At 65.4% G+C, this 26,819-nt stretch carries 23 protein-coding genes; 8 read left to right on the forward strand and 15 right to left on the reverse strand.

The features are described from left to right. On the reverse strand, positions 1–415 hold a 415-nt coding region (locus UNPA324_RS10750), incomplete at its 3' end, for a flagellin N-terminal helical domain-containing protein (protein ID WP_502705451.1). A 320-nt stretch (positions 416–735) separates the two neighbouring features. Here UNPA324_RS10750 and flbT point away from each other — a divergent pair. Beyond that, a complete protein-coding gene (gene flbT / locus UNPA324_RS10755) occupies positions 736–1,176 on the forward strand; it encodes a flagellar biosynthesis repressor FlbT (RefSeq protein WP_126262042.1) in 441 nt (146 codons plus the stop codon). A gap of 106 nt (positions 1,177–1,282) precedes the next feature. Here flbT and UNPA324_RS10760 read toward each other — a convergent pair whose 3' ends face one another. The 9 genes from UNPA324_RS10760 to UNPA324_RS10800 all read right to left on the reverse strand — a co-directional run bounded on the left by UNPA324_RS10760 (position 1,283) and on the right by UNPA324_RS10800 (position 14,868). Continuing rightward, entirely contained in the window at positions 1,283–2,782 is a 1,500-nt protein-coding gene (locus tag UNPA324_RS10760; RefSeq protein ID WP_141934655.1) for a pyridoxal phosphate-dependent decarboxylase family protein, read from the reverse strand. Next, a complete protein-coding gene (locus UNPA324_RS10765) occupies positions 2,779–4,032 on the reverse strand; it encodes an ATP-grasp domain-containing protein (protein WP_141934656.1) in 1,254 nt (417 codons plus the stop codon). Before UNPA324_RS10765 ends, UNPA324_RS10760 begins: the two co-directional genes overlap by 4 nt. A gap of 1 nt (position 4,033) precedes the next feature. Continuing rightward, the gene (locus tag UNPA324_RS10770; protein ID WP_181769356.1) at positions 4,034–5,683 is read right to left on the reverse strand and encodes a hypothetical protein; all 1,650 of its coding nucleotides are present in this window, start codon (positions 5,681–5,683) and stop codon (positions 4,034–4,036) included. Next, positions 5,673–6,458 (reverse strand): hypothetical protein, encoded by a 786-nt coding sequence (locus tag UNPA324_RS10775; RefSeq protein ID WP_141934658.1) that lies wholly within the window; start codon positions 6,456–6,458, stop codon positions 5,673–5,675. The genes UNPA324_RS10770 and UNPA324_RS10775 overlap by 11 nt, the downstream gene beginning before the upstream one ends. 70 nt (positions 6,459–6,528) lie before the next feature. After that, positions 6,529–8,421: a flagellar protein gene (locus tag UNPA324_RS10780; protein WP_141934659.1), complete on the reverse strand. Its 1,893-nt coding sequence runs from the start codon at positions 8,419–8,421 to the stop codon at positions 6,529–6,531. A gap of 21 nt (positions 8,422–8,442) precedes the next feature. After that, a complete protein-coding gene (gene flgK, locus UNPA324_RS10785) occupies positions 8,443–10,326 on the reverse strand; it encodes a flagellar hook-associated protein FlgK (protein WP_141934660.1) in 1,884 nt (627 codons plus the stop codon). A 34-nt stretch (positions 10,327–10,360) separates the two neighbouring features. Further along, positions 10,361–12,637: a flagellar hook-basal body complex protein gene (locus tag UNPA324_RS10790; protein ID WP_141934661.1), complete on the reverse strand. Its 2,277-nt coding sequence runs from the start codon at positions 12,635–12,637 to the stop codon at positions 10,361–10,363. 178 nt (positions 12,638–12,815) lie between these two features. Beyond that, positions 12,816–13,328 (reverse strand): peptide-methionine (R)-S-oxide reductase MsrB, encoded by a 513-nt coding sequence (msrB, locus tag UNPA324_RS10795; protein WP_141934662.1) that lies wholly within the window; start codon positions 13,326–13,328, stop codon positions 12,816–12,818. 85 nt (positions 13,329–13,413) lie between these two features. Further along, a complete protein-coding gene (locus UNPA324_RS10800; RefSeq protein WP_141934663.1) occupies positions 13,414–14,868 on the reverse strand; it encodes an NAD(P)/FAD-dependent oxidoreductase in 1,455 nt (484 codons plus the stop codon). 96 nt (positions 14,869–14,964) lie between these two features. Here UNPA324_RS10800 and UNPA324_RS10805 point away from each other — a divergent pair, with 96 nt between their 5' ends. The 3 genes from UNPA324_RS10805 to UNPA324_RS10815 all read left to right on the forward strand — a co-directional run bounded on the left by UNPA324_RS10805 (position 14,965) and on the right by UNPA324_RS10815 (position 16,474). Continuing rightward, positions 14,965–15,501, forward strand: a complete 537-nt coding sequence (locus UNPA324_RS10805) for a SixA phosphatase family protein (RefSeq protein WP_181769357.1) — start codon at positions 14,965–14,967, stop codon at positions 15,499–15,501. Positions 15,502–15,570: 69 nt separating this feature from the next. Next, complete coding sequence (locus UNPA324_RS10810; protein WP_035707892.1) at positions 15,571–15,996, forward strand: universal stress protein; 426 nt, start codon at positions 15,571–15,573, stop codon at positions 15,994–15,996. A gap of 16 nt (positions 15,997–16,012) precedes the next feature. Beyond that, complete coding sequence (locus UNPA324_RS10815; RefSeq protein WP_141934665.1) at positions 16,013–16,474, forward strand: hypothetical protein; 462 nt, start codon at positions 16,013–16,015, stop codon at positions 16,472–16,474. A gap of 1,071 nt (positions 16,475–17,545) precedes the next feature. Here the strand turns inward: UNPA324_RS10815 and UNPA324_RS10825 are convergent. Beyond that, positions 17,546–17,782: a DUF1127 domain-containing protein gene (locus UNPA324_RS10825; RefSeq protein WP_181769358.1), complete on the reverse strand. Its 237-nt coding sequence runs from the start codon at positions 17,780–17,782 to the stop codon at positions 17,546–17,548. Between the two features lie 187 nt (positions 17,783–17,969). Here UNPA324_RS10825 and UNPA324_RS10830 point away from each other — a divergent pair, with 187 nt between their 5' ends. After that, on the forward strand, positions 17,970–19,313 hold the full coding sequence (locus UNPA324_RS10830; RefSeq protein ID WP_141934667.1) for an aminotransferase-like domain-containing protein: 1,344 nt from the start codon (positions 17,970–17,972) through the stop codon (positions 19,311–19,313). 21 nt (positions 19,314–19,334) lie between these two features. On the opposite strand, the gene UNPA324_RS10835 is transcribed toward UNPA324_RS10830, so the two are convergent. Beyond that, a complete protein-coding gene (locus UNPA324_RS10835; protein ID WP_141934668.1) occupies positions 19,335–19,934 on the reverse strand; it encodes a YdcF family protein in 600 nt (199 codons plus the stop codon). A gap of 64 nt (positions 19,935–19,998) precedes the next feature. Next, positions 19,999–20,586, reverse strand: a complete 588-nt coding sequence (locus UNPA324_RS10840; protein ID WP_141934669.1) for a hypothetical protein — start codon at positions 20,584–20,586, stop codon at positions 19,999–20,001. Between the two features lie 79 nt (positions 20,587–20,665). On the opposite strand from UNPA324_RS10840, the gene UNPA324_RS10845 reads away from it, so the two are divergent. Then, a complete protein-coding gene (locus UNPA324_RS10845) occupies positions 20,666–21,100 on the forward strand; it encodes a hypothetical protein (RefSeq protein WP_141934670.1) in 435 nt (144 codons plus the stop codon). 30 nt (positions 21,101–21,130) lie between these two features. Here the strand turns inward: UNPA324_RS10845 and UNPA324_RS10850 are convergent, their stop codons facing one another. After that, positions 21,131–22,543, reverse strand: a complete 1,413-nt coding sequence (locus UNPA324_RS10850; RefSeq protein WP_141934671.1) for an MFS transporter — start codon at positions 22,541–22,543, stop codon at positions 21,131–21,133. 138 nt (positions 22,544–22,681) lie between these two features. Next, positions 22,682–23,188, reverse strand: a complete 507-nt coding sequence (locus tag UNPA324_RS10855) for a YciE/YciF ferroxidase family protein (protein ID WP_141934672.1) — start codon at positions 23,186–23,188, stop codon at positions 22,682–22,684. Positions 23,189–23,605: 417 nt separating this feature from the next. Here UNPA324_RS10855 and UNPA324_RS10860 point away from each other — a divergent pair, with 417 nt between their 5' ends. Together UNPA324_RS10860 and UNPA324_RS10865 are read left to right on the forward strand one after the other, a co-directional pair. Then, positions 23,606–24,688, forward strand: a complete 1,083-nt coding sequence (locus tag UNPA324_RS10860) for a lysylphosphatidylglycerol synthase transmembrane domain-containing protein (RefSeq protein ID WP_128918190.1) — start codon at positions 23,606–23,608, stop codon at positions 24,686–24,688. A gap of 86 nt (positions 24,689–24,774) precedes the next feature. Next, positions 24,775–26,724 (forward strand): SGNH/GDSL hydrolase family protein, encoded by a 1,950-nt coding sequence (locus UNPA324_RS10865; RefSeq protein ID WP_141934673.1) that lies wholly within the window; start codon positions 24,775–24,777, stop codon positions 26,722–26,724. The last annotated feature ends 95 nt before the right edge of the window (positions 26,725–26,819 follow it).

A 26,819-nucleotide genomic window follows, 5' to 3' on the forward strand; every position in this document is an offset into this window, starting at 1 on the left:
CGACGTTGCTGCTCGCGGTCGCACTGGCAAACGAAGTCGTGCCGCGCAGGTCAGCCGCCGTCGCGCCGGCGATGGTGGCGGAGACGTTGGACTTGGTGGAGTAGCCGACCGTGGTCTGCAGCGCCTGGTTGGCGATCGACTTCGCGGAGTCGATCAGCTTCTGCAGCGAGGTGATGCCGGTGTTGGCGGCCTGCAGCACCTGCACGCCGTTGGCGATGCCGTCGAGCAGGTTGTTGATGTCGCTGGCGCGGTTGTCGAGCGACTGTGCCGTGAAGAAGTTGGTGGGATTGTCCAGGGCCGAATTGACGCTCTTGCCGGTCGACAGACGGTTCTGCGTGGTGGCGAGAAGATCAGCGGTGGACTGGAGAGACAGCAGGTTCTGACGAACCGATGCGGAGAGGACGATACCGGACATGACTCTGTTACCTTTCTGGTAAACGACGCTACTGTTACACGTCTGCTTGGATCGCGATTGACCCAGCGACGGCGGACCGTGGCGCCGAGACCTCTAACGAAACATGAAATGAAACCCGCGCTTTTGCTCGGCCGCGTGTGATTCGGCCCGGGAAGGGGGCGCGCATCGTTGCGCCGCCACGCAAATCCGCCTTTGAAAGCATTGAGCTTTTTCGCGGCAATGGCCTGAATTTACAGCTCGTTAACTAGTTGCGAGCGAGAATCACGTCTTGATAGGCCGCAACGAACGCTCGGTTACGAAAGCGTTGATGGAGAACAGGCATGGCCCTCAAGGTCGAGCTCAGACCGCACGAACGCATCATCGTCGGTAACTGCGTGATTACCAACACGGACCAGCGTGCCCGCCTCCTGATCGACGGCGACAACGTCCCGATCCTGCGCGAGCGCGACATCCTCACGCCGGAGACCGCAGACACGCCCGCCAAGCTCGTCTATCTGGCGGTACAGCTCATGTACATCTCGCCGGATCCGCAGACCCAGCACGGCACCTATTTCAACCTGGTCCGCGACATCGTCACCGCGGTGCCGAGCGCCTGGCCGATCATCGAGGCCATCAACAACAACATCCTGAACGGCGACCTCTACCGGGCGCTGAAGGATGCCCGCAAGCTGATCGCCTATGAAGAGAAGCTGCGGAGCCAGTTCGAGGCCACCCATCCCAAGGCGGAAGCGGCCAAGGACGACGTGAGCTCCGCCGCCTGACCACAGGCGTTCGCGTGCCGAAGCCACGCGAACGACCCAGCCGCGCAAACGACAACGGCCCCGGATCATCTCCGGGGCCGTTGTCGTTTCGCGCATGCACAGGTTGCTATTGGGCCGCGAGCGGCGGCGCTTCGACCTCGATCACGCCGTCGCCGCACCGCCGTCCGCCAAACTCCAGCACGGCCGCAACCAGCGCATCGACGTCCGCCGCGTCAGTGCGGTGATTGACGATCGCGGCACGGATCGCAAATTTGCCGTCCAGTGTCGTGCCCGACGGCGCCGCTATTCCGGACTCCTGGATATCGGCGACGATCTCGCGATTGACCGCATCATCGGCGCGATAACGGAAGCAGACGATGTTGAGGTTGACCGGCGCCAGCAATTCCAGCCGCGGTTCGGCGAGAATGCGCGCTTCCAGATACTTCGCGAGCGCACAGCTTCGCGCGATCGCCGCACCCAGCCGCGCAGTGCCGAACGTCTTCAACGTAAACCAGGTCTTCAGCGCCCGGAAGCCGCGCGACAGATCGGGGCCGAGGTCGCAGGGCCAGACCGCCCCCGCCGCAAGTCCCCTCGCCTCGCGACGCAAATACGCCGCGGGCTGCGCAAAGGCCTGCCGATGCTGCTCGCCGTCACGCACCAGCAGGAAGCCGGCATCGTAGGGCACCTGTCCCCATTTGTGGAAGTCGAGCGCGATGGAATCGGCAAGCTCGATGCCACCGAGCAGCGGCGCGAGCTCGGGCGAGAAGATCGCAAGAGCGCCGAAGGCGCCGTCGACGTGAAACCAGATTCCCTCCTCGCGGCACAGCTGTGCGACCGCCTTGAGGTCGTCAATCGCGCCAATGTCGACCGTACCAGCGGACGCGACGACCAGGAACGGCTTGAAGCCGACCTCGCGATCGACGGCGATCTGCGCGCGCAGCGCCTCGACATCGATGCGATGGTCGGCATCGACGCCGATCTTGCGCAGCGCATCGGTGCCGAGCCCGGCAATGTCCATCGCCCTGGAGACGCAGCCATGCGCGGCCTGCGACGTATAGGCCGTGAGCAGCGCACCGTCATTGCCGATGCCGTATTGCCGCGCCAGCGTGCCGAGCGCAGCGTTACGCGCCACCAGCACCGCCATCAGATTGGCCATCGACGTGCCCGTGACGAAGATGCCGCTCGCGCTCTCCGGAAAGGCGAACAGGCGACGCATCCAGTCGACGATCTGGCGCTCGACCTCGATCGGCATGTGGTCCCGTCCGCCGAGATTGGCGTTGAGGCCGGCCGCGAGCATTTCCGCGAGCATGCCGACCGCGGTGCCGCCGCCATGCACCCAGCCCATGAAGCCGGGATGGACGTTGCCGGTCGCATAGGGCGCGACGTGCTCGGCGAATTCGCGGTAGACCTCGGCGAGGTCGCTCGCCTCGCGCGGCACGTCGGCCTTGAATGCCGCGCGGACGCCATCAGGAATCGGCTGCCAGACAGGGCGCGTCCGGACGTTGGCGATGCCGTCGATCGTCTCGTCCAGCATGCGATGGGCGAGCGCGCGAAATGCGCTCCAGTCCTGCGGGTCGAGCGAGGTGTGGGCGACGGAGCTTTGCGCGTTACGGATGATCTCGTTCATGTTGCGCTCTCCTCGCCCGCTCTTGCATGCCGCGACAGCATCGCCGCGAACGCCGCAAAGATCTTGCGCATCTGCGGCGGCTTGTAAGGAAACACGGCCGGCGAATCCATGTTGTGCACGACGGCGGTATTGTCGGCTTCGAAGACCAGGAGTTCGTTGTCCTGGTTCTCGGCGCAATCGACGATGAAATAGTCGAGGCCGACGCGCCTGCTCATCTCGTCGAGCGCACTTCTGTGGCGCGCCGCGAAGGCGTGGTTGAAGTCGCGCATGAAGAGCGCCTCTTCCGCACGCTTCTCCTCGCTGAAGGCCATGTAGGCGTTGAGATACCAGATGTCCCAGCGGTCGGCGATCGCCATATGGCAGGCGTAAGGTTTGCCGTCGACCATCGCGAGCCGATATTTGCGATAGAGCCCGTCGGGATTCACATAATCGACGAAACGCGCGACGAAGAAATCCTGCTCGTTACGCTCGGCAAGATAAGATGCGAGCGCCGCCGCATCGTCGAGCTTCGCGAGCCCGACGCCGGCATGCGAGCCGCGCGGCCGCGCGATCATCGGAAAGCGCAGTTCACCCGCGATGTCCTGGCAGGCGATCTGCCGGCGCGAAAGATCCGACAATTGCGCGCGCGTCGCGTGGATGGTTGCGGGAATGTCGAGACCCGGCACGCCGGCCAGCAGCCGATGCAGCTTGTCGCGATCGAGGTTGCCGATGCGATCGGGACGATTGAGCAGCGGCCGCGGCCAATGCGGCGCGGCCTTCTCGATCAAGGCGAGCGCCTCGCGGCATTCCTCGGAATCGGAGGCGACCACGATGGCAACGTCGTGCTCGGGCAAATTCTCCGGCAGGCCGATGCCCTTGACCACGTAGAGCGTCAGCAGCTCGATGTCGGAGCCTTCGAGCAGAAAATCGATCGGCGTGTTGCCGCCCATGTCGATGTCGGCGGCAAGCGCAAGCACGCGCAAGCCGGGTTTCGGAGCGGCACTCGGCGTGCGAAACAATTGATGGAAGGTGAGCACCTCCGACTGGATCGCAAGCCCCTGAACCTTGTCGCCGAGAAGCTGGGTGATCAACGACAGATCCAGTCCCTCGCCCGCCAGCGCCGTCCCCGCCGCAATCCGCGCCACCAACTGGTCGCGCAACGGATGCAGGTCGACACCTTCGAAGGCCTGGCGCGTCAGCTGCGCAAAGCCGATGCGATCGGCATAGTTCGCCGCGATCATGCCGATTGGCGCGGAAACCGGATGATGCATCTCACACCTCGAACGCGGAGTTTACCGGCGCGGCCGCGACTGCGCCACGGTCAAGCAGCAGCTCGATCTTTACCAGCACATGGGCGATGCGATCGAGAACGTGCTGCACATTGCGTTGCGCCTCTGCCGCGTCCGGCGACCAGGCCTCGGTGACGAGTCGGGCGCCGACGCAAAGGCGCAGCACGGCCTGCGGTGCCGCGTCCTGCCGCTCCAGACGGACCGGTTGGCCGATCAGGCAGCGCTGCGCGGCGACCTGCCGGTCGGCCGCGCTGCCGCTGATCTCCTGGCTCATGTCACGCGCCAGTGCCTGATGAACGGCGTTGGTCTCGGCGATCGAGACCGGTTTGCCGCCGCGCAGAAGCATGAACGGAAAGATCGTAGTTTGCGCAAATTCCTCGTCATCCAGATCGGCCGTCCTGGTCGCGGCTGCAACGGGGCGAAGCGACGGCGACAACGCGATCATGCTGTCGATGCCGGCGGCGAGCTCGGCGAGCACCTTGGCGCGGAATGCGCCGGGCACGGCGTAGTAGCTGCCGATCTCGGCGAGCGCCGCCTCCCAGCGCAGCCATTGACCGAAATTCGGACGGCGCTCGAAGCGCGAACGCAGCATCGTCCAGGCCATCGGCCAATCACAGCGACCGGCATAGTCGAAGATGCCAGGAGCAATCCCCTCGATCCGGTCGAGCGGTCGCGACAGGCCCTTCGGCACCAGCAGCGCACCGCTGAAGGCAGGCCCACCGAAGAATTTCGAGCCTGACATCAGCACCATATAGCCGCGGTCGAGATAGGAGCGCAGCCGGCGGCGGCCGAGCCTGGCCTGACAGGCGTCGACGACGATTTGGACCTTGCGCGGCCAGCGCCGCGCGATCTCGTCGAGGCAAGCCGCGCTCGGTGCGCGCCAGCCGAGCTTCGATGCATCCATGATCTGGAGCAGCACCGGCGCGCCTTGCGCGATCGTGGCCTCGACCGCATGCAACACCGCGGCATCGGCATCCCCGCGCATTGCAATCGCGGGACCGGTCTCGAGCAGCGGCAACGCGAGACTGGCACCCGCGAGCCCCGCAACCGCGCCGTCCTTGCGAACCGCAAGGCCGTTCGCCGTCATGGCGCTGAAATGGTGCCCGCGGGCGGTATGGATCGTCCCGCTTCCGGTCTGGTCGGCGCCGACCACGATCGTCACCGGCGGCGCCCCGAGCACCGCGCGCGCCAGGAACAGGGCGTGGAGCTGGGAGTCCGTGCCTGAGGGCGAGAAGACGATTTCAACGCGCGGTGGAAGCTGGAGGTGGCCGCGCAGCTCGTTCCGCATGTCCTCGCAACGCGCGTCGAAGGCGACCTCGACTTCGTCGAACAGGCATTTGTGCACCAGCTCTTCGCGCGCCAGCGCGGCGCGGTCATAGGCAGCTTGCGAGATCGTCGACGCGGTCGAGGACGCGAAATTCCAGATCTCAGGCTGCGGCGAGGCCGCGCAGCCATACACGTTGACCCGCTCCCTGGCGTCGAGCGCCAGCCGCGGATCTCCGCCGGAGACCAGCAGCGTGTCGAGTGGCGTGAAGAGATCGCGCAGGCGGTAGCGCGAACCATAGTCGGGTGCGCGTTCCGGTTCTGGCAGACGGGATGCGCCGGTGCTCATCCCGGAAGGCTCACGCGGCATCGGCCGCCGCCCCCGTGGGGGCCGGTGCGAATTGCGAGGCGATGTCGCCGCGGAATACCGACGGTCCGACGTGATCGAGCGAGCTCTGGATGTCGGCCCAGATCTCGCCGCCGATATCGGTCCAGCGCTTGCAGAAGGCGAAGTCCTCGGAAAGATAAGTGCCGGTCGCCGGATCGATCATGCATTCGAACAGCGCAAAGCGGTTCTGGCTCGCGGCCAGCGTGTCGTGCGAATGCTCGCGGAAGAACTGCAGGCTTGCATAATCCGGATGGCGGCACATCGCCTCCAGCACGCGGCGCCGGATCATCAGGAAGCCGGTGCCGGCGTAGCGTACGCGGGTGAAGCCGTTGACCACGACGATACGGTCGGGATCCTCGATCTCGAGCACATAGTCCAGCGAAGCCGCCGCCACGTCGGCACGGCCCGACTGGATCGCCCGCGCGGCCTTGTCCCAATTGACCCGCTTGATCGGATAGCAGCCGGCGACGACGTCCGCGCCGCATTCGATCAGCCGGAATACCTGCTCGGGCTTGAAGCCGATATCGGCATCGATGAACAGGAAATGCGTTGCCTTGGGATCGTCCAGGAACATCGCGACCAGATTGGCGCGGGCGCGGGTGATCAGCGCGTCGCCGTCCCGCAGCAGCACCTTGAGCTCGAGATTGGACATGCCGTGCACGGCGCGCTGCAGCGCGAAGATCGAGCTCGCATAGATGCTCGACACCTGCCCGCCGAAGCATGGCGTTGCCACCACCAGTTGCATCTTGTCCGACATCGCAGCTCCGCCCCGCTCCAATCCTCACCAAGAGGTAAAGAGCCATGGTTAACGGCGCCTTAACGCGCCCTTACAGGAACTTGACGAGCGAGAGCTGCGCGAGGTTCGAGGTCACCTGGTAGGACGCCTGGAGCGCGTTCTGCAGCGAGAGGATTTCGCTCGCCACCTGGTCGGGCGAAGCCGATTCCGCCTGGTCGATGATGGTCTGGAGCTGCGCCTTGGCCTGGGTCTGGCGCGTGGAGGCGTCCTTCATCGTGTTCTGGGCCATCGCGATGTCGGTCTGGATGTCCTCGATGCGCTGCTGACCGGGCTGCTGGGTCAGCGCCTGCGTCACCCGCAGGCTCAGCGCGGAGACCTGCCCACCCGAATACTGTCCGGTCGGCGAGGTCGAGAACGTCCCGAACACCGCGATCGCCTGCAATTGCCGGCGGATCGCGTCCTCGTTCGCCTGGGCGCCATACTGCACCGTGACGGAATCGTCGACCCGCGCCATTGCGGTCGAGCGCGCCGAGCCGGGCCCGTCATTGCCCAAGTACCATTTCACGGTGGTGGCCGAACCGTTGACCAGCGTCGTCGCCGAACTCGCGGGCGAGGAGCCGACGCGCAGCGGCGGCTGCGTGGCGGTGATGGGCGAGGAGCTGAAGCCGAGGGCGCCGAGCGCGGCGATGGCGCCCGGGGTCGAGCCCGAAATGCTCAGGCTCGCCGCATCGTCGGTGTTGATCGTGATCGAGCCGCCATGGATCGTCGACGGCTTCGAGGTCCCCGTGATCCGGTCGATCTTGCCGAGCAGGGTCTGGATGCTGTCGGTGACGTTGAGCTGGTTGCCGGTCGCGCCCGAGGCGACGAAGCTCAGCGTGGTGCCGTTGACGGTGAGGGTGTCGCCGGCGGAGAAGCCGGGCGAGATCGAGTCCGAGGGCGCCGTGCCCGACAGCGCAGTGGTGCCGCTGATCGGTGCCGCCGGCGTCGCCTGGTTGTTCTTGGCGGCGCCGATCGCCGAGCTATCGGTGTTGAAGAAATTATCGCCGGCGGTGACGGCGGATGCCGCGACCAGCGAAGTGTTGGCGAGCTTCGTGATCGCGGTGTTCAGCGCGGTATTGAGATTCGCGGCCGTGTTGTTGGGGTTGACCGGGGTGCTCGCATCGATCGCGAAGCTGCCGAGCGGCGTCGGCGTCGCCGAGGATGCGGTCAGCTCGATCTGCTCGGTCGTGCCGTCCGGCAGCGTGAACTGGATGCTGAGCTTGTCGCCATTGTTCGGGTTGATGCCGTTGAGATCGACCGAGAACGACACCGGCGAGCCGCTCGGGCCGGTCACGGTCGCGCCCGTCAGCGTCGAGGAGACCGCCTTGATCTTGAGGCCGAACGGCGAGCCCGCGACATCTTCCGACACTTGAATCGAGCTCGGCGTCGGCTGCGTCTGCACCAGGCGACCCATGCCGTTGGCCCCCAAGTCGGCAGCCTGGCGCTCCGCCATCACGGTCTTGAAGCCCGCCTGCGTCGTGGTGCCGTTGATGATGTCGCCGGAATCCGCAACCGACTGCGTGTTGACGGCGGTTCCGGAGAACAGATAGCGGTTGCCCGTCTGCGTGTTGAGGACGCCGACCATCGAGCCGAACTGGGCCGCGGCGGTGTTCTGCGCGATGGTCTGGCCGTTGACGTTGAGATCCTGCGCGGTGTTGGCGGAGCCCGTCTGCACCGTGCTGCGGATCTTGGTCAGCGACTGCAACGCGGTATTGGCGAGGTTGATGCTGACATTGACGTTGGTGATCGTGTCGGTATAGGCGGCGATGTTGGAGAGCTGCGCGCGCCCGGCGATCGCGAAGCCCTCGTTGGTGCCCATCCCGGAATAGTTCTGCGACAGCTTGCCGGTCGAGAGCTGCGTCGACAGGTCAGTGAGCTGCTGATTGATGTTGCGGATCTGCGAGCCGAGAACCGACGAGGAGTAGTTGATACTGCTGATCGACATGTTTCAGAGCCCTGTTACTTGTTACGCTTGAGCCTGGATCAACGTGTTCATCATGCTCTGCACCACCGACATCACGTGGGCGTTGGCGGCGTAGGCATTCTGCAGCTGGATCAGGTTCGACATCTCCGAGTCCAGATTGACCTTGGAGGTCGAGTCGAACTTGGCCTGCAGCGTCGAGACCACGACGCTCTGGCCCTGCTGGAGCTGGGTCGCCTGGGTCGAAGCGTTGGCCTGCACGCTCAGGAACTGCTGCAGATAGTTCGAAACGCTGCCGGTGAAGGGCTGGTTGGCCGAGCCGAGGCCGCTCTGCGGTGAATAGGAGAACACCGCGCTGGTGAGCTGCGAGTAGAGATAGTCCGAGCGCGTGGTGTCACCCGCGGGCGTCACCGGCGAAGTGTTGTACACCGACATCCTGGTCGGGTCGGCGGCCAGCTGCGTGTTCACCTTGATGCGTCCGGCAAAGCCGGTCAGCTGCGAGCCCGAGGCCAAGATCGCGCCGGTGTAGAGCGCCTGCCCGCCGTCGGTGAACAGCGGCAGTTGCGGATTGCCCGAGGTCAGCGACGACATCGTCTTGCTCGTCGAGGCCGAATTGACCTTGCCAAGGCCGCTATTGTCGTCGGTGATCCGCAGCGTTGTGGCGGTCGCCGGCGACGGGGCTGCAGAGAAGGACAGGTGCGAGCCCGAGAGCGCGGTGTTGAGCACGGAGGCGATCGTGCCCATGCCGGCCGAGAAGTCCACGCCGATCTGCATCGGGTTGGCGTTGGTCGCATTCTGCAGCGGCAGCGCCGCCGGGTCGGTCACGTTGACGAGCGTGACCTGGCGCTGCGTGTTGGTCGCCGTATCGGTGTAGGTGAAGGTGGCGGTGTTGCCCGGCAGCGCTCCGGCGAGGTCGATGTTGAAGCCCGCCGGCGGACCGGAGACCGTGCTGCCGGCCGTGGTCTTGTCCGACAGCGCGCTCGACATCGTCGCGGCGAGCTGGTCGATCTGGTTCTGCGCCTGCACCAGCGTCTGGTCACGCAGCTTCAGGTCGGCCGCGATCTGGCCCGACGAGATCACATTGTTGGCGACGACGTCGACCTTCGAGCCGTTCGGCAGCACGATGTTGAGCGCGCCGACGCCGGACTTGGCCGGGTCAGTGTTGTACAGCGACGTCGCCGAGAGTGCGCCGGCGGAAGCGAAGGTGAATTGCGAAGCGAGCCCGGCGCCGACCAGCTGGATGCCGGTCGTGGTGTAGATGTTGGCCTGGTTCGAACCGTCGGTGGTGACCCGGACGTCGACATATTTCGACAGCGTGTTGATGGCCTGATCGCGCTGGTCCATCAGCGTCGCGGCCGAGGGGTCGTTGGCCGAGAGGCCCTGCAGCTTGGTGTTGATGTCGGCGACCTTCTGCATCGCCGCGTTGGCGGCGGCCGCCGAGGTGCCGAGATCCTGCTCGACGTTGGAGCGCAGCGACTGGATGCCCTTGGTGGTGACGTTGAGCTGCGTGGCCAGCGCCTGCGCCGCGCCGAGGGCAACCGTTTGCGCTGACGAGGCACCCGAGCTGGTCGACAGCGCCTGCAGCGCCGTGGTGAAGTTGTTCAGCGAGGTTTCGAGCGTGCCGCTGTTGCCCGGCGTGCCATAGACATTCTGAAGCTGCTTCAGGATGCTGGCCATCTGGTCGGCGTAACCGCTGCCGCCGGTTTCGGTGCGCAGCTGGTTCTGCACATAGGTGTCGAGCTCCCGGCTGACGCCGGTCGTCATCGCCGTCGAGCCGAAGTCGCCGGTGGTGACCTCGATCTGGTTTGGCGTCTGGACGACGTAACCCGGCGTCTGCGCATTCGCGACGTTCGAGGAGACGATCGAGAGCGCGGCCTGGTTGGCACGCAGGCCGCTCATCGCACTGGCGAGGGCTGAACTCAAACCCATGTTACTTGCCGCCTTTGGTTACGTTACGCGCCGATCAGCGCAACACGTTCAGGAGGTCCTGCACCATCGAATTCGCGGTCGTGATCACCTTGGTGTTGGCCGAATAGGCCTGCTGGGTCACGATCAGCTTGGTGAATTCGTCGGCGATGTCGGTGTTCGAGCCTTCCAGCGACGACCCGCTGATGGTGCCCGAAGCGCCGTCGATCGCAGGTCCAGACTGCTCGGTCGCGGCATAGGCGCCGCCGTCGAGCGCCTTCAGGTAGTTGGTGCCGTTGAAGTGCGACAACGAGACCTGCGCGAGGTCGAGGTTCTGGCCGTTGGAGAAGGTACCGACCACGAGGCCGTTGTTGTTGACGGCGACGGAGCGGAGCTGACCTGCGGCGTAGCCGTTCTGGGTGATGGTGTTGATGGTCACCGCGCCACTGGTGCTGGCATATTGCGTCAGGCCGCCCTGAGAGATGTTGAAAGCGAGCGAGCCGAGCGACTGACCGCTGACGCTGACATTGTTGATGGTGATGCCCGAGGTGCTCGGGGAGGTCAGCGAGCCGTCGGCGGCGAAGGTGAAGGCCTGCCCGGTATTGACCCAGCCGACCGTCGTGCCGGTCGCGTTCGGATCGGTCTGGTAGAACAGGTTCCAGGTATCGGAATGGCCCGTGCCCAGCGAGGCGCTGTCAGTCTTGGCCCAACGCAGCTGCAGGTTCACCGGCGTGCCCGCGGCGTTGTAGGCGGTCACCGCGCCGCCGCTGATCGATTCCTTGGTGAAGGTGGCGATGTCGTTGCCGATCACGCCGCCGGTGCCGGCCGTGCCGCCGCCGCCGCGGTTCTTGGAAATGGATGACGTAAAGCCGAGCGCGGCGAAGGCGCTGCTGTTGTTGCTCGTCACCGTCAGGGTCGGATTGGCGATACCGGTATTCAGGGTGATCACGCCGTTGCTGATCGACGAACCGCTCGCACCGCTGAGCGTGTCGATCCTCTGCAGCAAGGTCGAGATGTCGTCGGTGATGTTGATCTGGTTCGGAGCGACAGCACCGGAATTCACGAAGGTGATGGTATTGGCGGGGCCTGTGCCGTTGACCTGGATGGTGTTGCCAGCCACGAACGGCGTCGAAAGAACTTCCGGGCCGCCGGGCGTCGCGCTGCCGCCGAGCTGTGTAGCCCCCGTAATCGCGGGAGTGGACAGCACGTTACCGCCGCGCGTGATGCTGCTGATGCCGAGCAAGCTTGCCGCAGTGCCGCCGATCGTCACGTCGGCCGTGGTGCTGCTTGTGATCTGGATGTTACCGCTGGAGTTGATCGTCACGTTGGCGGCGGGGACGCCGGCTCCGGCCGCGATCTCGTTGAGGACGTCCTGCATCGTTGAGGTGGTCGGCGACTTCAGACCGATTGTGGTGACGACTGGGGGGCCTGCGGCCGTCGAAGTGTTCGAGACGGTGTTGTCGAAGTTGATGGTCCGGCCGTTGACCGTCAACGACTTGGCGGCGAGGTTGGTGAGCAGGCTATTGTTGAGATGCGGGGACACGCCGGAATCGAGAGACGTGCTGCCAGTCGCTGCCGACGAAGCGCTGTCCAGCAATGTCACCGTGCCGGTCGCGGTCGTCGCCGTATAGGCCGAGCGCAGATTGCCGGTGGCCGCGGCGCCGGAGATCGTCGCATTGGTGTAGGGCGGCGGCGGCGTGCCGACGATCATGGGATTGGCGGCGAAGTCGGACGGGTTCAGGCCGCCGGCCGCCAGCAGCGTGCCGCTCGCCGCGGTCGAGCTCGCCGCCGTATTCGGCACGCTGGGCAGGTTCGCGGCGTACTGGATCGAGGTGGTCGCCTGGGCCGGGATGAAGTTGTTTTGGAATTTCAGCACCGTCGCCACGTTGCCGGTCGGGTTGCCGGTCTTGGGATCGACCGTGGTACCCATCAGGTAATAGCCGGCGCCGTTGACCAGGTTGCCGTTGGCATTGAGCTGGAAGTCGCCGCGGCGGGTGTAATAGGTGACACCGCTGAACACCGGCACGTTGTCGACGACGCCGGTCGCCTTCTGAATGGAGAAGAAGCCGTCGCCGGTGATCGCCATGTTGGTGGCGACGGTGGAGCCCGAGATCGTGCCCTGCGTGGTGATGGTGGCCTTCGCATTGGCCGTCACGCCGCCCGCGACCTGCTTGCTCGGCACCGAGGAGTCGGGAATGAGATCGACGAAGCTGGTGCCGATGCCCTTGTAACCGGTGGTGGATGAGTTCGCGATGTTCCCGGAAATGTTCTGCAGCGCGTAGGACTGCGCCTGCAGGCCACCCACCGAGGTGTTCATTGCATCGAAGATACCCATAACTTTGTCTCCAAATCCGATCTCGGCGGCCGGTCGACCATGGCCGCAGTCGGGAGAGACTGTCGCAAGGGCTATGCCAATGCGGGTAACTTCAGAAAATCAATGACTTAGATAGAGAAGCCCCGGTCGGCTGACCGGGGCACAATTGCCGGGCCGGCAACAATTGCCGGGATCAACCTTACGTCGCCGACGCCGCCGCAGGGTGGAACACCAAGGCGAAACCATCGATGCAATAGCGCAGTCCGGTCGGCTTCGGACCGTCGTCGAAGACGTGGCCGAGATGGCCGCCGCAGCGCCGGCAATGCACCTCGGTGCGGAGCATTCCAAAGGTGCGGTCCTCGGTCTTTCCGACATTGCCCTCGATCGGCTGGTAGAAACTCGGCCAGCCCGTGCCGCTCTCGAACTTGGTCTCGGAGGCAAACAACGGCAGGTCGCAGCCGGCGCAGGCAAAGATGCCCTTGCGGTGTTCCTTCAGCAGCGGGCTGGAGCCCGGCCGTTCGGTCCCCTCCTTGCGCAGGATCTCGTATTGCTGCGGCGTCAGCTGGGCGCGCCACTCGGCGTCGGTCTTCTCGATCTCGAATTTCTGCGCGGCCTTCTCGCCCGCCTCGGCGGGTGTCCCTCTCAGCCAGCGGAAGGCCGAAAGGCCGAACAGGCCGGCGACAGTCGTTAGCAGGATGCGGCGATCAAACATCTCATTCTCCGTGCGGGAGCGTCCACGCCCTGAGATACGGGTTCTAACGGCCGACGTTACACTTCCGGGCGGAGTTTTTCTCGACTTATTGCGAGACGCCGCCGTCGTGGGCGGCCGGTTCCGCGACTTCCGCAGGCTTCGACGGCGGGGCCGGCCTCGGCCGGACGCCCGACGGCGGGCGGCGCGGACCGGTGCCGGCGGCCCGGTTGGCCTCGGCAAGACGCGCCTCGCGTTCCCTGTCCTTGACCCTGGCACGCTCGCGATAGCGGGCGAGCGAGCCTGCGGCGGCGGAACTCGCCCTGCCCCAGATCCCGACCAATTGGCCTGCGACCCGTCCTGTGGCGCCGCCTGCCCAGACCAGCTCGAACGGCGAGAACAGCCGCCAGCGCTCATCGCCCCACAGGATGCTGCGCGCAATCATCTGCCCGGCCATGGCCGAGGTGTTCATGCCCTGGCGGCCAAACCCGCTCGCCACCCACAGCCCTTTGCGCAGCTGGCCGATCTGCGGCATGCCGTGCACGGTCTGGCCGGTGGCGCCGCCAAACATGTCCGTGACCTCGACATTGCCGAGCGCTGGAAAGATCGTGCGGATCCGCCGCCTCACGGCGCCCGCAAAGCGCTGCGGACTGGCAGCCCAAGTGGTCTCCGGGCTTTCCCACATCAGCCGGTCGCCGTCGACGATGCGGAAATGATCGACGCCGTCGGAGTCCATCACCGATCCCTTGAAGGCGATGATCTCATTCACGCGCTCGCCGAGCGGCGCGGTGATTCCGGCATAGCGCCAGACCGGCAGCAGCGTCTCCGACAGGCGCCTCAAGGGCGCGCCGAGATGGATGTTGCCCGCCAGCACGATGTGGGTGGCGCGCAGCCGCGCCGAGGGCGTGACGATACGTTTGCGGATGCCGGAATGATCGATGCTGACGACCGGCGTGTCCTCGAAGATGCGGGCGCCTGCCCGACGCGCCAGCGCCGCGAGGCCGTGTACATATTTGCGGCCGTCGACCTGAAACGCTTTGGGATAATACACACCGTGGAAGTAGCGATCGGTCTTGAGCACCTTGCGGACGCGATCGACCTGCCAACCCTCGACCTCGGTGTCGAAATCCTCGTTCAGCATCTGCAACCGGCTGATCAGCCGGTCGCCGGCATCGACGTTCGAGACCTCCAGCACGCCCTCGCTTCTGGCTATCCCCGGCATGTTCTCTTCCGTGGCGTTGGCCCGGACAAACTCGGCGCCCTCCTTCGACAGCCTCCACAATTCACGCGCGTCTTCGAATCCGATGCGCTCGATCAGATCGGTGAGCGGCAGCGCAAAGCCCGGCATCACCGTGCCGAGCTGGTTGCCGGACGCGTTCCAGCCGATGTGGCGGCCCTCGAGCACCGCGACACTGGCCCCTAACCGGGCCGCCTCCAGCGCGATGGTGAGCCCGGCGAGCCCCGCCCCGATGACGCAGATGTCGGCGTCCAGCTCGAACGACAGCCGCGTGCGGTCGCGAAACCCGGCTTCTTCCTGGGATACGCTTGTGTAAGTCTCGCTCATGCCGTTTTCTTATTAAAGGACCGATCGGGCGCCTGTCACCTTGTCCTCAACCGGCGCCTGTAGATTATTCTGGACGTGGAACGATTCGGGAATGCCATGCGCCGCTTGATGTTGCTGCGTCACGCCAAGACAGAGACTGACGCGCCGAGCGGCCGTGACCAGGACCGCCGGCTCGACGACCGCGGCCAAAGGGATGCTGCGCGGATCGGCGACTGGATCGCTGCCCATCCGCCCTTCCCCGATACCGTGCTGGTGTCACACGCCGTCCGGGCCCGGCAGACCTGGGACATCGCCTGGGAGGCGATGAAGGACCGCGTCCCGGCGCCGCAGGTCGAGATCCTGCCGGAACTCTATGGCGCCGATCCCGCGCAGATCCTGGACTCCATTCGCACTGCAACGGCCCCGGCCGACCCGAAGCGATTGCTGCTGGTCGCCCATAATCCCGGCATGCACGAGGCCGCGCTCATGCTGATGGGCAGCGGCGATCCGGCCGGCGCCAGGGCTCTCGCCGACAATCTACCCACTTCGGGACTTGCGATCTTCGACTTTGACGTCAAGGATTGGGGTGACGTGGCCTACCGCCGCGGCAAACTGGTGCTGTTCACCAGCCCCAAGCTGCTTCGATCGGGATGAGAGGCGCGGCCCGCCGTCTCGACCGGTTGATCCGGTGCGATCAAGGGGGCTGAAGAATTGGAGGCGCAGATGTTCAAGTCCATCCTCGTGCCCATCGACCTCGCCGACACCGATCTGGCCAAGCCGGCGATTGCGACCGCGGCAACGCTGTCGCAGACCTGGAGCGGCACGGTGCGCCTGCTCAACGTGTTGCCGATGACGCCGGTGATGCTGGCCGAATACGTGCCGGCCGATTTCGACGAGCAGCAGCGCCAGACCTCGGAAGAGGCGCTCGCCATCGTCGCGCGCGAATCCGGCATCGAGCCGAGCCGCATCTCCAGCGTGGTGCGTCAGGGCGGCATCTACCACGAGATCCTGGAGGAAGCCGCGCAGATGAAGGCCGATTTGATCGTGATGACCTCGCACCGGCCGGCGATGCGCACCTATTTCCTCGGCTCCAATGCCGGCCACGTCGTGCGCTACGCCAAATGTTCGGTGCTGGTGGTCAGGCACTGAGCATCGGGGCAATGTCATGAAGCAATGGTGGCGGAGATGGACCTACGAGGTCCCCCTCGCGATCGGCGATGCGCTGTGGGAAGTGCTGGTCGTCCAATTGGCAGCGCTGCTGGATCGACTGACGGTGCGGAAGGCCATCGCCTTCATCCCCGTCGTTATCATCGTTCTGGCCTACTATCACAGGATCCCGATTCCACCGGAGTTGATGCTGATCGGCGATTTCCTCGCCTATATCGACATCTTCTCGGTGCTGTTCCTGCTCGGCGTGTTGAGCCGCGTCACGACGATCCTGTTCGTCGTCAAGCAGGCCGCGGCGCGCATCGCCCTGATCGGCAGCAGCATCGTTGCACATGTGCAGCGCCTCGACGTCCGACATCGGCGCCAACGCGGGGCTCCGACAAGGTCTCGCCGCAGGCCCGATAGGTCCGAGGACGATCGAGCTTATGGCTGCGCTTGGGATGAACTCGCGTTGGCCTAATCGTGGTCTTGCAGGGTGGATTAGGCCGCTGTTGCGCGAAGCGCGGTGGCGGACGTAATCCACCAAGTCTGTCCCCGCGGACACGAACGATGGTGGGTTACGCCTTCGCTAACCCAACCCTACGCAGCTATGGCTTGCGCTGCCCGACGGGCAAAACACGCGAGCCCTCGGTCAATCCGCGCCGCCGAAAATATTCCACTTTACCGAATTTCGGAAAGCGCGTATGTGTTGCGCAACCCGGCCCAAGGAAGAGGGGCGTCTCGCGATCGTCACGAATGCGGGCCAGGCGGCGGTGGACGCTGATTGCATCGGCGCGAAGGGTTTTGCAGGGCGGGCAACCGTGAGCAAGACGCCTCGCGCACACGACCGGTGTGATCAGCGTACGGCGAAATCGTGCCGTCCTGGCGCCCGGGGTCTGCGCGCCAAGTCTTGCGGTGATGTGGCGGCCCGACCGGGCACGCGCATCAGCTATCCGATGAGGCGACGGGGGCAATAGTGCATCGCTCCCCGGGGAGATCACGACATAAGCCGTAAAACCACTGCGCAGGGAAGGCCGGGATGTCCTGGCTACACCTGTATGCCGCTGTGCAGTTTCTTGTCACGCAGGTTTCGCACAGTGGACCGTGGGTGCCAGCCGGCGCCGGGCCTTCCCTGCGCCCTCTTCATTTCAGAGGGTGAAGCATCGAGGCAAAGCTCGGGCGAAATGCGCCGCGAGGTTGCGAGGGTGTGTCTGCAACGAAGATGCAAATTGAAAGCGCGAGGCGTTCACCGCAGGCTCCGTCTTTGCGAGCGCAGCGAAGCAATCCAGAATCTTTCCGCGGCGGCAGTCTGGATTGCTTCGTCGCATCAGCGCAAAATTGCTGCGCAATTTTGTCGCGAGCTCTTCGCAATGACGATGTTGAGGCAGCCATGTGCGAAGAATCAGGTCTCTTGCCCCGGACGCAGCGCAGCGTCTCTTCGGCGGTGCGCTGCAGAGCCGGGGCCCATCCATCAGCGCGTGCGCGGCTTGCTGGGTCCCGGCTCTGCGCCGCAACGCTGAGGGCGTTGCAGCGCGTCCGGGACACGCCTGCCTCACAGATACCGCGTCAGCTCGGTCCTGACCTGTCCGTAGACCGCGTCCTCGATCTGGCTGCGCGTGATCCCGATGTCGCGCAGGGCGCGGTCGTCGAGCTCGTTCAGCGTCTTGACGGCGGAGCGGCGCTCCAGGCGGTCGAACAGCGCATAAGCGGCGTGGGCGAGCGTTGCAAAAAACCCGCTCGAGGAGGATGGGCGTAAACTCTGCCCGGCAGTTTGCGAGATCGAGGTCATTTTTCTTCTCCGGCCTATCGTTCCGCGCGGCAAAGCAGATGCCGTTGGCGCGGACGCTTGGGAGCGTCTGCACCTCATTTGCCATCGGATTGCTCTCGCTCTCCTCGGCTCAATCGCGGACCTTGATGGAACTTAAATGCTTCAGTACACTGCTCGGAGCAAGTAAAACATTGCTCTCGGTGCAATAATGTCCAAGTTCGAGTACGTAAAGCTTGCCGATGCCATTGCCGCAGACATCTCTAACGGCACGTTAAGACCCGGCGACCGGCTGCCGCCGCAGCGCAATTTTGCCTATGACCGTGGCATTGCGGTCTCGACCGCGAGCCGGGTTTATACGGAATTGCTTCGCCGCGGGCTCGTGGTCGGCGAGGTCGGCCGCGGCACGTTCATCTCCGGCGACATCAGGCGCGAGGTCGAGGCACTGAACGAGCCGCGCGACGCGCGGATCGATTTCGAGGTCAATTACCCGCTGCTGCCGCAGCAATGGGCGATGATCGCCAAGAGCCTCGCGGGGCTCGAGCGCGTCGATGCGCTCGAATCGGCGCTGCGCGTCTCGACCAGCACCGGCACCAAGAGCGCGCGCAACGCGGCCGCCGCCTATCTCGCGCGCAAGGATTTCGCACCACAGGCCGAACAGATCGTCTTCACCGCCAACGGCAAGCAATCGCTCGCGGCCGCGCTCGCGGCGCTCGTTCCCACCGGCGGCCGCTGCGGCGTCGAGGCGCTGACCTATCCTTACGTCAAGAGCATCGCGGCACGGCTCGGCATCACGCTGGTCCCGATTCCGATGGACGAATTCGGCGCGCGGCCCGATGCGATCCAGAAAGCGCATCGCGAGGCGCATCTGTCGGCGCTGTATCTGCAGCCCATCATCCAGAACCCGCTCGGCGTCACCATGAACGCGACGCGACGCGCCGACATCATGCGCGTCGCCGAAAAGCTCAACCTCACCATCATCGAGGATACCGTGTACGGCTTCCTCGCCGACGACACGCCTCTGGCCGCGCTCGGGCCGGACCGCTGTATCGTGCTCGACAGCCTGTCCAAGAAGGTCGCGCCCGGCCTCGCGCTCGGCATCCTCGTGGCGCCGCCGCAATTGCGCGAGAGCGTGATGAGCGCGGTCCGCACCGGCGGCTGGATCGCCTCCGGCCATGCGCTTGCGGCCGGGCAAAGGCTGATGGCCGACGGCACCGTCGCCGAGCTCACGCGCCTGAAACGCATCGATGCCGCGCGCCGTCAGCAGACCGCGGCAAGGTTGCTCGCCGGCTACCAGCTCGCCGCCGACCCGCGCTCCTATCATCTGTGGCTGACGCTGCCGCCGCATTGGCGCTCGCAGACTTTCGTCGCGGCTGCGGCCCGGCGCGGTATCGCACTGACGCCGTCCTCCACCTTCGCGATCGCCCACGGCCATGCACCGAACGCGGTGCGCCTCGCACTCGCCCCGCCCTCGTTCGAGCAGCTCGATTCCGGCTTGCGCACGATCGTGTCACTGCTCGGCACCAAGGAAGAGGATTTTGATTCCACGGAGTAGCGTTGCGAAGCCTCGTGCTGCTCAGGCCTCCGGCCATTCAGCGATGAAGCCTTTCGCCTTGTACGGCTCGATCTTGTCCCATTCGTGCAGCATGCGGCGGCGAAATTCGGCATCGGTGTGCCAGAGCGCGCGTGGCGTCGCGAAGCTGTCGACGGTGAGCAGCATTTTCTCGACCTCCGGCCAGTGCCGATGCAGCGTCATCGGGTAGCGCCGCGCGGTCCAGGTGTTGCCGAGACATATCACGCTGCGGATGTTGGCAAGGCCGAGCGCCGCATCGATGATCGGCAGCGAGAGGATCACGTTCTCCCCGGTGTTCATGGCGCGATGCTCCTCGAGGACAAGTTCCGCCGGAATGCCCGCCGCAATCATCGCCGCCTTGATGATCGTGCACTCGGATTGCTCCGAGCCCGGCGTCACCCCGCCGCTGACAATCGCCCACCGGAAATAGCCCTCGCGCCACAGCCTTGCTGCGGTATCGGCCCGCAACATGTCGTCCTCTCGAGTGCCGAACACAAACAGAAGGTCGGCCGGCACGAGTGGCGTCTCGATCAGATGCCTACGGTTGATCTCGGCGATCTCGTCCGCGGTCGGCAGACGATCGCCAATGCCCCTGGTTGACATGGAAGCACGATGCGACACCGGCGCAGGGACGCGAACTCACTTTTGATTGCGGCCGGTTGCAGAGCTACGGCAGCAACGCTTCAGGCAGATGCGCCAGGGTATAGGAGCGCGGCTGGTTGCGCCGCACGAAGCCGCCGACCTGCCAGGCGAACAGCGCGGCAAAGCCGAGAATGAACAGCGCGCCGGCGAATTCGCCGCTCACGAGCGCGCGCATCAACAGGCCCGCCATCGCCACCGTCAGCACCGCCAGGAATGCGAGCACCGTCGCATAGGCGGTGCGGCCGAGTCCCGAGGTCAGCACGGCGCGGCTGCCCGCTTTCGCCATCCGTGCATGCAATTCGACAATGAACGCGCGAAAGCCGTTGTCCTGCGGCGCCATCAGCGCCGCAGTCTGCCAGCTCGTCGACAGGATCGCGATGCGGCGGCCGCCAGTGTGCGTGACATCGGCGCGAAAGCGGTGCTGCTGCATCGACACCGGGCGGAACGACAGCCGGATCGCGCTGATCTCGTCATAAGGCCACAGGCCCGAGCGGCCGCCGATGTGCCAGGACAGCCCGTCCTCCGTCAACGCGAAGCGGTGCGCCGAGCCGATCAGCGACGCCTTGTAGGCATAGCTGGTGACTGACGCGGCCTCGGCTTCCAAACCCTGCATTGCCGCAATCGATCCTGTCCACGAAAACCCCGCGGCGATCGGCTTGCGCGATCGCCCTCGCCCATCCTACAAGCGAGGCATGGTTGAGACGACCTTTTTTCCGCGCCGTTTGATTCTCGGCGCCGCAATGATCTGCGGCGTGCTGCTGGCGCTTGCGGTGCACATGCTGGGCGCGCGCTACGGGCTCGACCTCGGCGGGCTCTGGCGTTCCGACTCGGCCGAGTTCATCCCCGCAGGCGCGGCAATCGCCTGGTGGCTGATTGCCACGGTCGGATTCTCCGGCGGCTATTTCACCGCGTCATTGATGCAGAGCGCCGTGTCCGGCCAGATTCCGCAGCGGATGCGCCAGTTCCTGATCGCGGTCGGCGTGCTGCTGCTCGCGGGGGCGGGTCAGGTGGCTTCCGCGCCGAGCCCGATCCCGACCGTCTCGGGCGTGCTGGCCGGGCTCGCTGCGCTGTGCCTCGGCGCCGTCATGGCGTTTTGCGGCGCCCATTTCGCACTGCGCCGCGGCTGACCTTTGCGCTGACGCGCAAGTCGCTGCCGCTCACGTCGTGCTGGCGCGCGCACCGAAGCCGATGACAGCTGCGGCCAGCAACAACACCAGCGCGGAGATAACGAGCGACAGATGCAATCCCGCCATGAAGGCGTCCTGCGCGGCCACGAGCGAGCCGAACAGCGCAACGCCGAGGACGCTCCCGGTCTGCCGCGTCGCGTTCAGGACGCCTGCCGCGATGCCGGAGCGCGCTTTTTCGACGCTGCCCAGCAAGGTCGAGGTCAGCGGCGGAACCAGCAGCCCAAGTCCGCCGCTGATCGCGATCATCTGCGCGCAAATCATCCAGTAGCTCGTGTCCGCCGCGATCCACAGCAGACCGAGACAGCCGAGTGCCGACACGCAGGCCCCGACGACGATGGTCGGACACGCGCCGATGCGCTCGGCGAGGCGTGGCGCCAGCAAGTTGATCGGCAGCACCGCCGCCATCATCGGCACGAAGGCGAGCCCGGTCCACCACGCCGACAGCCCGTTGATCCGCTGGAAGTACAGGCTGAGCACGAAGATCAGGCCGTAGATCGCGATGTTGACGAGCAGGCCGACCAGCGAGGTCAGCGCGAACAGCCTGTGGCCAAACAGCGACAACGGCAGCATCGGCTGCGCCGCGCGCCTCTCGCGCAAAATAAAGAGCGCAGCGAGAATTGCGGCGCCGACAAGGGCCGCGATCACGGCCGGATGTTTCCAGCCCAGCGCTCCGCCTTCGATAATGGCGCCGGCCAGCGCCCCCAGCGCGCCGATCGCGGCGAGCTGGCCGGGCAGATCGATCTCGCGCGAGCGCGCCCGTGTGGTCTCGCGGGCGTAGCGCCAGCTCAGCCACAAGCCGGCGAGCCCGATCGGCAGATTGACCAGAAAGATCGCGCGCCAGCCGACCAGCGTGATCAGCGCGCCGCCGACGAAGGGGCCTGCCGTGAGCGCAAGGCTCGCTCCGGCAGCCCAGACCGCAACGGCGCGGCCGCGCGCGCGGTCGTCCGCATAGGCATGATTGAGCAGCGCGAGCGAATTCGGCACCAGGATCGCTGCCGCCAGCCCCTGGACCAGCCGCGCGCCGATCAGCACGGTCGCATTAGGCGACAGCGCGCAGGCGAGCGAGGCCGCGGTGAAGATGGCGAACCCCGCCATGAAGATACGCTTGGCGCCGATGCGGTCGCCGAGCGCGCCGGCCGTCAGGATGAAGGCGGCAAACGCGATGGTGTAGGCGCTGACCACCCATTGCAGCTCGGCGACGCCGCCGCCGAGCGTCCTGCCCATCGCATCGAGTGCGGTGTTGACGATGGTGACGTCGAGCTGCACCACGCCATAGCCGAGGCTCATTGCGGCCAGCGTGAGAGAGGTTGCAAGAGACGACGAGGTGCGCGACGTGCCGGCCCGGCCGTCGAGAGTTTCATATCTGATGGTGCTCGCTCGCATGCTGCCACCTCGAGCAGCCCCGTGCAAAACATACGCTCTCACCGCCACGCCATGTTTCGATAACGACCGAATGATGACGCAAGGCATGCAAGCGCCGCGCGGAGTGACCGCGCGGCGCCCTGCCGGTTCAGCTTGCGCTTAGCTCGCCGCGCGCAGGTTCACCTTGCTCTCGGCGAGGGTCGTCAGCTTCTTGTCGGTCGCCTTTTCCTCCTCGAGCGTCTTGGCCAGCACGGCGGCGCAGTCGTTGCGCCCGAGCTGCTTGGCCCAGGCGATCAGGCTGCCATAACGGACGATCTCGTAATGTTCGGCGGCCTGCGCCGCGTTGATCAGCGCGGCATCGAGCACCGCCTTGTCGGCGACCTCGCCGGCGGTCTCGTCGGCTTCCTCGATGATGCCGTCGATCGCCGGGCAGTCGACCGCCTTCACGGCAACGCCATGCATCTTGAACACTTCCTCGAGCCGCGTGACGTGCTGCTTGGTTTCCTCAAGGTGCGTCAAAAAGCCCTGTTTCAGCTGCGGATCAGTGGCCCTGCTTGCCATCTTCGGAAGCGCCTTGGTCAGCTGCTGCTCGGCGTAATAGATGTCCTGGAGCTGGTGCACGAACAGGTCGTTCATGGTCTTGATGTCTTTTGTGAACAGTCCCATCGTTCCGTCCTCTTTCGGTTTCTGGAACACGAAGGCAGCGGCTTGCACGAAAAGCCGCTTATTCCGCCATGTTCGGTTGCTGATGGGGCCCAACGAGCGCACGGCATCGACGTTCCAAAAAGACCTGTACGACTTGCGCTGGAACAATGCGGACGGCGTCGGGATCCGAAATCATGGGCACATATGAACGCACGAGCCGGGCCGGTTTCACGACTCATATGCTTAACGCGCCTCCGATGTGAACCAAAAGTGGCCGGTTCGACGCAGAACCTATTGTTGTCAAGGGCTGCACAAGCCGCTGTTTTTGCCTTAAATGAGCTGGATCATGCCTAGCGATCGATGCCTGCCTTTGGCCATGATGGTACCCGACTGGCCAATGCCTGGCCCGGTCGGTCTTGCCCCCCGCCGGGAGGATGAATGTACGGACTGCTGACCGCGTTGAAGCGCGGCTTCAAGAGATGGATCGGCTGGCGACGCCTCGGCATTGCTGCGAGCGTCTTCATCATCGCCTTCGCGATCACCACGCTGGTGCGGACCCTCAAGGGCATCGATACCGGGGTCATCCTGACCGCGCTAACCGAGATTCCCCGCGGGAGCATCGGGATGGCGGCGATCTGCGTTCTCTTCGCGTTCTGTACGCTGACCTTCTACGATTTTTTTGCACTGCGAACGATCGGCAAGAAGCAGGTGCCCTATCGCATCGCGGCGCTCTCCAGCTTCACGTCCTATTCGATCGGCCACAACATCGGCGCCACCGTGTTCACCGGCGGCGCGATCCGCTTCCGGATCTATTCGGACTACGGGCTGAACGCAATCGACGTCGCCAAGATCTGCTTCCTGTCGGGCCTGACCTTCTGGCTTGGTAACATCTTCGTGCTCTCGATCGGCATGGCCATCCATCCGGACGCCGCCTCCTCGATGGATCAGCTCCCCTCGTCGATCAACCGGCTGATCGCACTCGGCGGCCTCGCCTCGATCGGCGCGTATCTGGTGTGGCTCTGCCTGGGCGAAAAGCGACGCGAGCTTGGCCAGAAGGGCTGGAAGGTGGTGCTACCGTCGGCGCCGCTGACGCTGGTTCAAATCCTGATCGGGGTGGTCGATCTCGGCTTCTGCGCCACGGCGATGTACCTCTTGATGCCGGCCAATCCGCCGATCGACTTCATGTCGCTTGCCGTGGTGTTCATCCTGGCGACGCTGCTCGGCTTCGCCAGTCATGCCCCCGGCTCGATCGGCGTATTCGATGCCGCCATGCTGCTGGCGCTGCCCGAATTCGGCCGCGAGCAGCTTCTGGCGACGCTTCTGGTGTTCCGCATCCTCTATTTCGTGATCCCGTTTGGCCTCGCCATCTCCATCATGGGCACGCGCGAGCTCTGGATGAACGTGGTCGAGCCCTGGCAGGAGCGGCGGCGGCTGGCGGAAGCGTGCGCGCAGGCCAATTTGCCCAAGCAGGTGACGCCGATGGAGCGCGAGCGGTTGCTGCGGCAGGCCAATAAGCGCTGAAACAGGCAGCCCGGACCAAAGGGTTGCGGACGGAAGAGCAATCCTCTCTTATTTCCGCCTCAACTTTGCCGTTGAAGACGCGGGCCATGATCCCTGTATTCCTTCGTACCCTCTCCGCCGGCGCCCTGCTGCTGGCCGGGCTTTTGACCGTTTTGCCGGCCGAGCGCGCCGCCGCGCAGGACGCGGGCCTGCAGATCAGTTGGGAGGTGCGTAACCGCTTCCGGCTGTTCCGTGAGGAGCGCGACTTCCTGCTGCATGTCGAGAATGCGCGTAACCGCAGCATCCTGGCCGCAGAACAATCGCTCGAGCTCCAGAGCGAAGGCCGCGGCTGGGCCCGCAATATGGTCAACCGCCTCTGCATCGACCTTCAGGGCCGCGTCAACCAGCCCTGCACCCGCGACAACACCAAGGAAAATTACCTCACCCCGATTGATCATCCCATCACCGTACGTCTCGTCGGCGCCGTGCCTGTCGGCGCCACCTGCGCCTGGTCGTTCGACGACGGCGACGGCCCGCAACAATCGACCTTCGACTGCGCCGAGCCGATCAACTTGCGCGTCCGCTATGGCAAGCAGACGGTCGCGACCGTCGATGTCTCCTCCGGCTCCGATCCGACCCAGCGGGTCCAGACCGAGATCCAGGTCCGCGACATCTTCGTTGCCGGCCTCGGGGACAGCATCGCCTCGGGCGAGGGCAATCCGGACCGGCCGCTGGCACTGTCCGACGAAGGTTTCTGCTTCCGCTCCTATCTCGGTACCGCCGGCGCGCAGTACTACCGGCCGAGCCGCCACGGCTTCAAGGGCGGCCGCGCTTGCGAGGCGCCCGACACGCTCGCGAACTGGCAGCGCTACGGCGCGCTCTGGTTCAACTCGCCCTGCCACCGCTCGCTCTACAGCTACCAGACGCGGACCGCGCTCGCGCTTGCGATCCGCTACACTCACATCGCGGTGACCTATCTGCCGCTCGCCTGCACCGGCGCCAGCATCGGCGACGGGCTGCTCGGCTCGCAGCGCGCCCGCGAATGCCCCCCCGGCAAGACCGGCGTCTGCAACACCAGTGTGACCGCCCAGGTCGCCGAGTTGCGCGAGGCCCTTACCGCGGCGAAGAAGCGCCAGCCCGACCGCACGCTCGACCTCGTGCTGCTCTCGGTCGGCGCCAACGACGTCTATTTCTCCGGCCTCGTCGCCGACGTGATCGTCGACACCGCGACCGAGCGGGCGCTGTTCCGCCGCTCCGGCGTGATGGCGAGCGTCGATGATTCCCGCGATGCGCTGGCCCGCGAGCTGCCGCAGAACTTCGTCAAGCTGCGCGAGGCACTGAAGCCGCTGGTCGGCGGCGACCTCTCGCACGTCGTCTATGTCTCCTACGCCAATCCCGCCCTCGCCGATGGCGGCGTGCCCTGCCGTGGCGGCCGCGCCGGGTTCGACATCCATCCGGCCTTCAATGCCGACCCGCAGCGGCTTGCCCGCGTCTCGACCTTCGTCGACACCGAGTTCTTGCCGCAGCTGAAGGGGCTCGCCACCTGCACTCGCGGCGCACTGTGCAGCAATCCCGAAGCCGACCGCATGACCTTCGTCGATGCGCACCAGGCTGCGTTCGCCGATCACGGCTTCTGCGCGCATTCCGGCAATGATCCAGAATTCGACCGCACCTGCTTTGCCGAGAATGGCCAGAGCTTCAATCCTGATATCGTGAGCGCAGCGAGCCAGCCGATGCTGTGCGGCCGCGGCGCCTCGGAATATCGCGCCTACCTGCCCCGCGGGCGTTGGATCCGCGACGCCAATGACAGCTATTTTTCCGCGATGACCTATCCGCAAGGGCTGCCGGCGGCGAGCCAGCCGACCGACATCCACGACGCGACCTGGGGCGTGCTCTCCGCCGTCTATGGCGGCGCGGTGCATCCGAGCGCGGAAGGGCACGCCGCAATGGCGGATGCCGCCCTGCCGGCCGCGAGCGCCGTGCTCGGGCTGGACGCCGTACCGCCGAGTGTGACGCGGGGCCTGCTGCCGCAATTGTTGCCAAGTGCGCAGCAGTAGCGAAGGCGCGAGCTCTTGGACCTCCCCTAAATCGGTGGACACCTATAGCTTAGGCAGCGAGAGGTGTCAGATGGCAAAACGGCAACGTCGGTCCT

Origin of the sequence: Bradyrhizobium sp. UNPA324 (assembly GCF_006658635.1) — a bacterium.
In the GTDB taxonomy this organism is placed as follows: Bacteria; Pseudomonadota; Alphaproteobacteria; order Rhizobiales; family Xanthobacteraceae; genus Bradyrhizobium; species Bradyrhizobium nanningense.

Coding starts and splice junctions, on each gene's coding strand:
- flbT (WP_126262042.1), top strand. CDS start 736: ATGGCCCTCAAGGTCGAGCTCAGACCGCACGAACGCATCATCGTCGGT.
- UNPA324_RS10760 (WP_141934655.1), bottom strand. CDS start 2,782: ATGAACGAGATCATCCGTAACGCGCAAAGCTCCGTCGCCCACACCTCG.
- UNPA324_RS10765 (WP_141934656.1), bottom strand. CDS start 4,032: ATGCATCATCCGGTTTCCGCGCCAATCGGCATGATCGCGGCGAACTAT.
- UNPA324_RS10770 (WP_181769356.1), bottom strand. CDS start 5,683: ATGCCGCGTGAGCCTTCCGGGATGAGCACCGGCGCATCCCGTCTGCCA.
- UNPA324_RS10775 (WP_141934658.1), bottom strand. CDS start 6,458: ATGTCGGACAAGATGCAACTGGTGGTGGCAACGCCATGCTTCGGCGGG.
- UNPA324_RS10780 (WP_141934659.1), bottom strand. CDS start 8,421: ATGTCGATCAGCAGTATCAACTACTCCTCGTCGGTTCTCGGCTCGCAG.
- flgK (WP_141934660.1), bottom strand. CDS start 10,326: ATGGGTTTGAGTTCAGCCCTCGCCAGTGCGATGAGCGGCCTGCGTGCC.
- UNPA324_RS10790 (WP_141934661.1), bottom strand. CDS start 12,637: ATGGGTATCTTCGATGCAATGAACACCTCGGTGGGTGGCCTGCAGGCG.
- msrB (WP_141934662.1), bottom strand. CDS start 13,328: ATGTTTGATCGCCGCATCCTGCTAACGACTGTCGCCGGCCTGTTCGGC.
- UNPA324_RS10800 (WP_141934663.1), bottom strand. CDS start 14,868: ATGAGCGAGACTTACACAAGCGTATCCCAGGAAGAAGCCGGGTTTCGC.
- UNPA324_RS10805 (WP_181769357.1), top strand. CDS start 14,965: ATGCGCCGCTTGATGTTGCTGCGTCACGCCAAGACAGAGACTGACGCG.
- UNPA324_RS10810 (WP_035707892.1), top strand. CDS start 15,571: ATGTTCAAGTCCATCCTCGTGCCCATCGACCTCGCCGACACCGATCTG.
- UNPA324_RS10815 (WP_141934665.1), top strand. CDS start 16,013: ATGAAGCAATGGTGGCGGAGATGGACCTACGAGGTCCCCCTCGCGATC.
- UNPA324_RS10825 (WP_181769358.1), bottom strand. CDS start 17,782: ATGACCTCGATCTCGCAAACTGCCGGGCAGAGTTTACGCCCATCCTCC.
- UNPA324_RS10830 (WP_141934667.1), top strand. CDS start 17,970: ATGTCCAAGTTCGAGTACGTAAAGCTTGCCGATGCCATTGCCGCAGAC.
- UNPA324_RS10835 (WP_141934668.1), bottom strand. CDS start 19,934: ATGTCAACCAGGGGCATTGGCGATCGTCTGCCGACCGCGGACGAGATC.
- UNPA324_RS10840 (WP_141934669.1), bottom strand. CDS start 20,586: ATGCAGGGTTTGGAAGCCGAGGCCGCGTCAGTCACCAGCTATGCCTAC.
- UNPA324_RS10845 (WP_141934670.1), top strand. CDS start 20,666: ATGGTTGAGACGACCTTTTTTCCGCGCCGTTTGATTCTCGGCGCCGCA.
- UNPA324_RS10850 (WP_141934671.1), bottom strand. CDS start 22,543: ATGCGAGCGAGCACCATCAGATATGAAACTCTCGACGGCCGGGCCGGC.
- UNPA324_RS10855 (WP_141934672.1), bottom strand. CDS start 23,188: ATGGGACTGTTCACAAAAGACATCAAGACCATGAACGACCTGTTCGTG.
- UNPA324_RS10860 (WP_128918190.1), top strand. CDS start 23,606: ATGTACGGACTGCTGACCGCGTTGAAGCGCGGCTTCAAGAGATGGATC.
- UNPA324_RS10865 (WP_141934673.1), top strand. CDS start 24,775: ATGATCCCTGTATTCCTTCGTACCCTCTCCGCCGGCGCCCTGCTGCTG.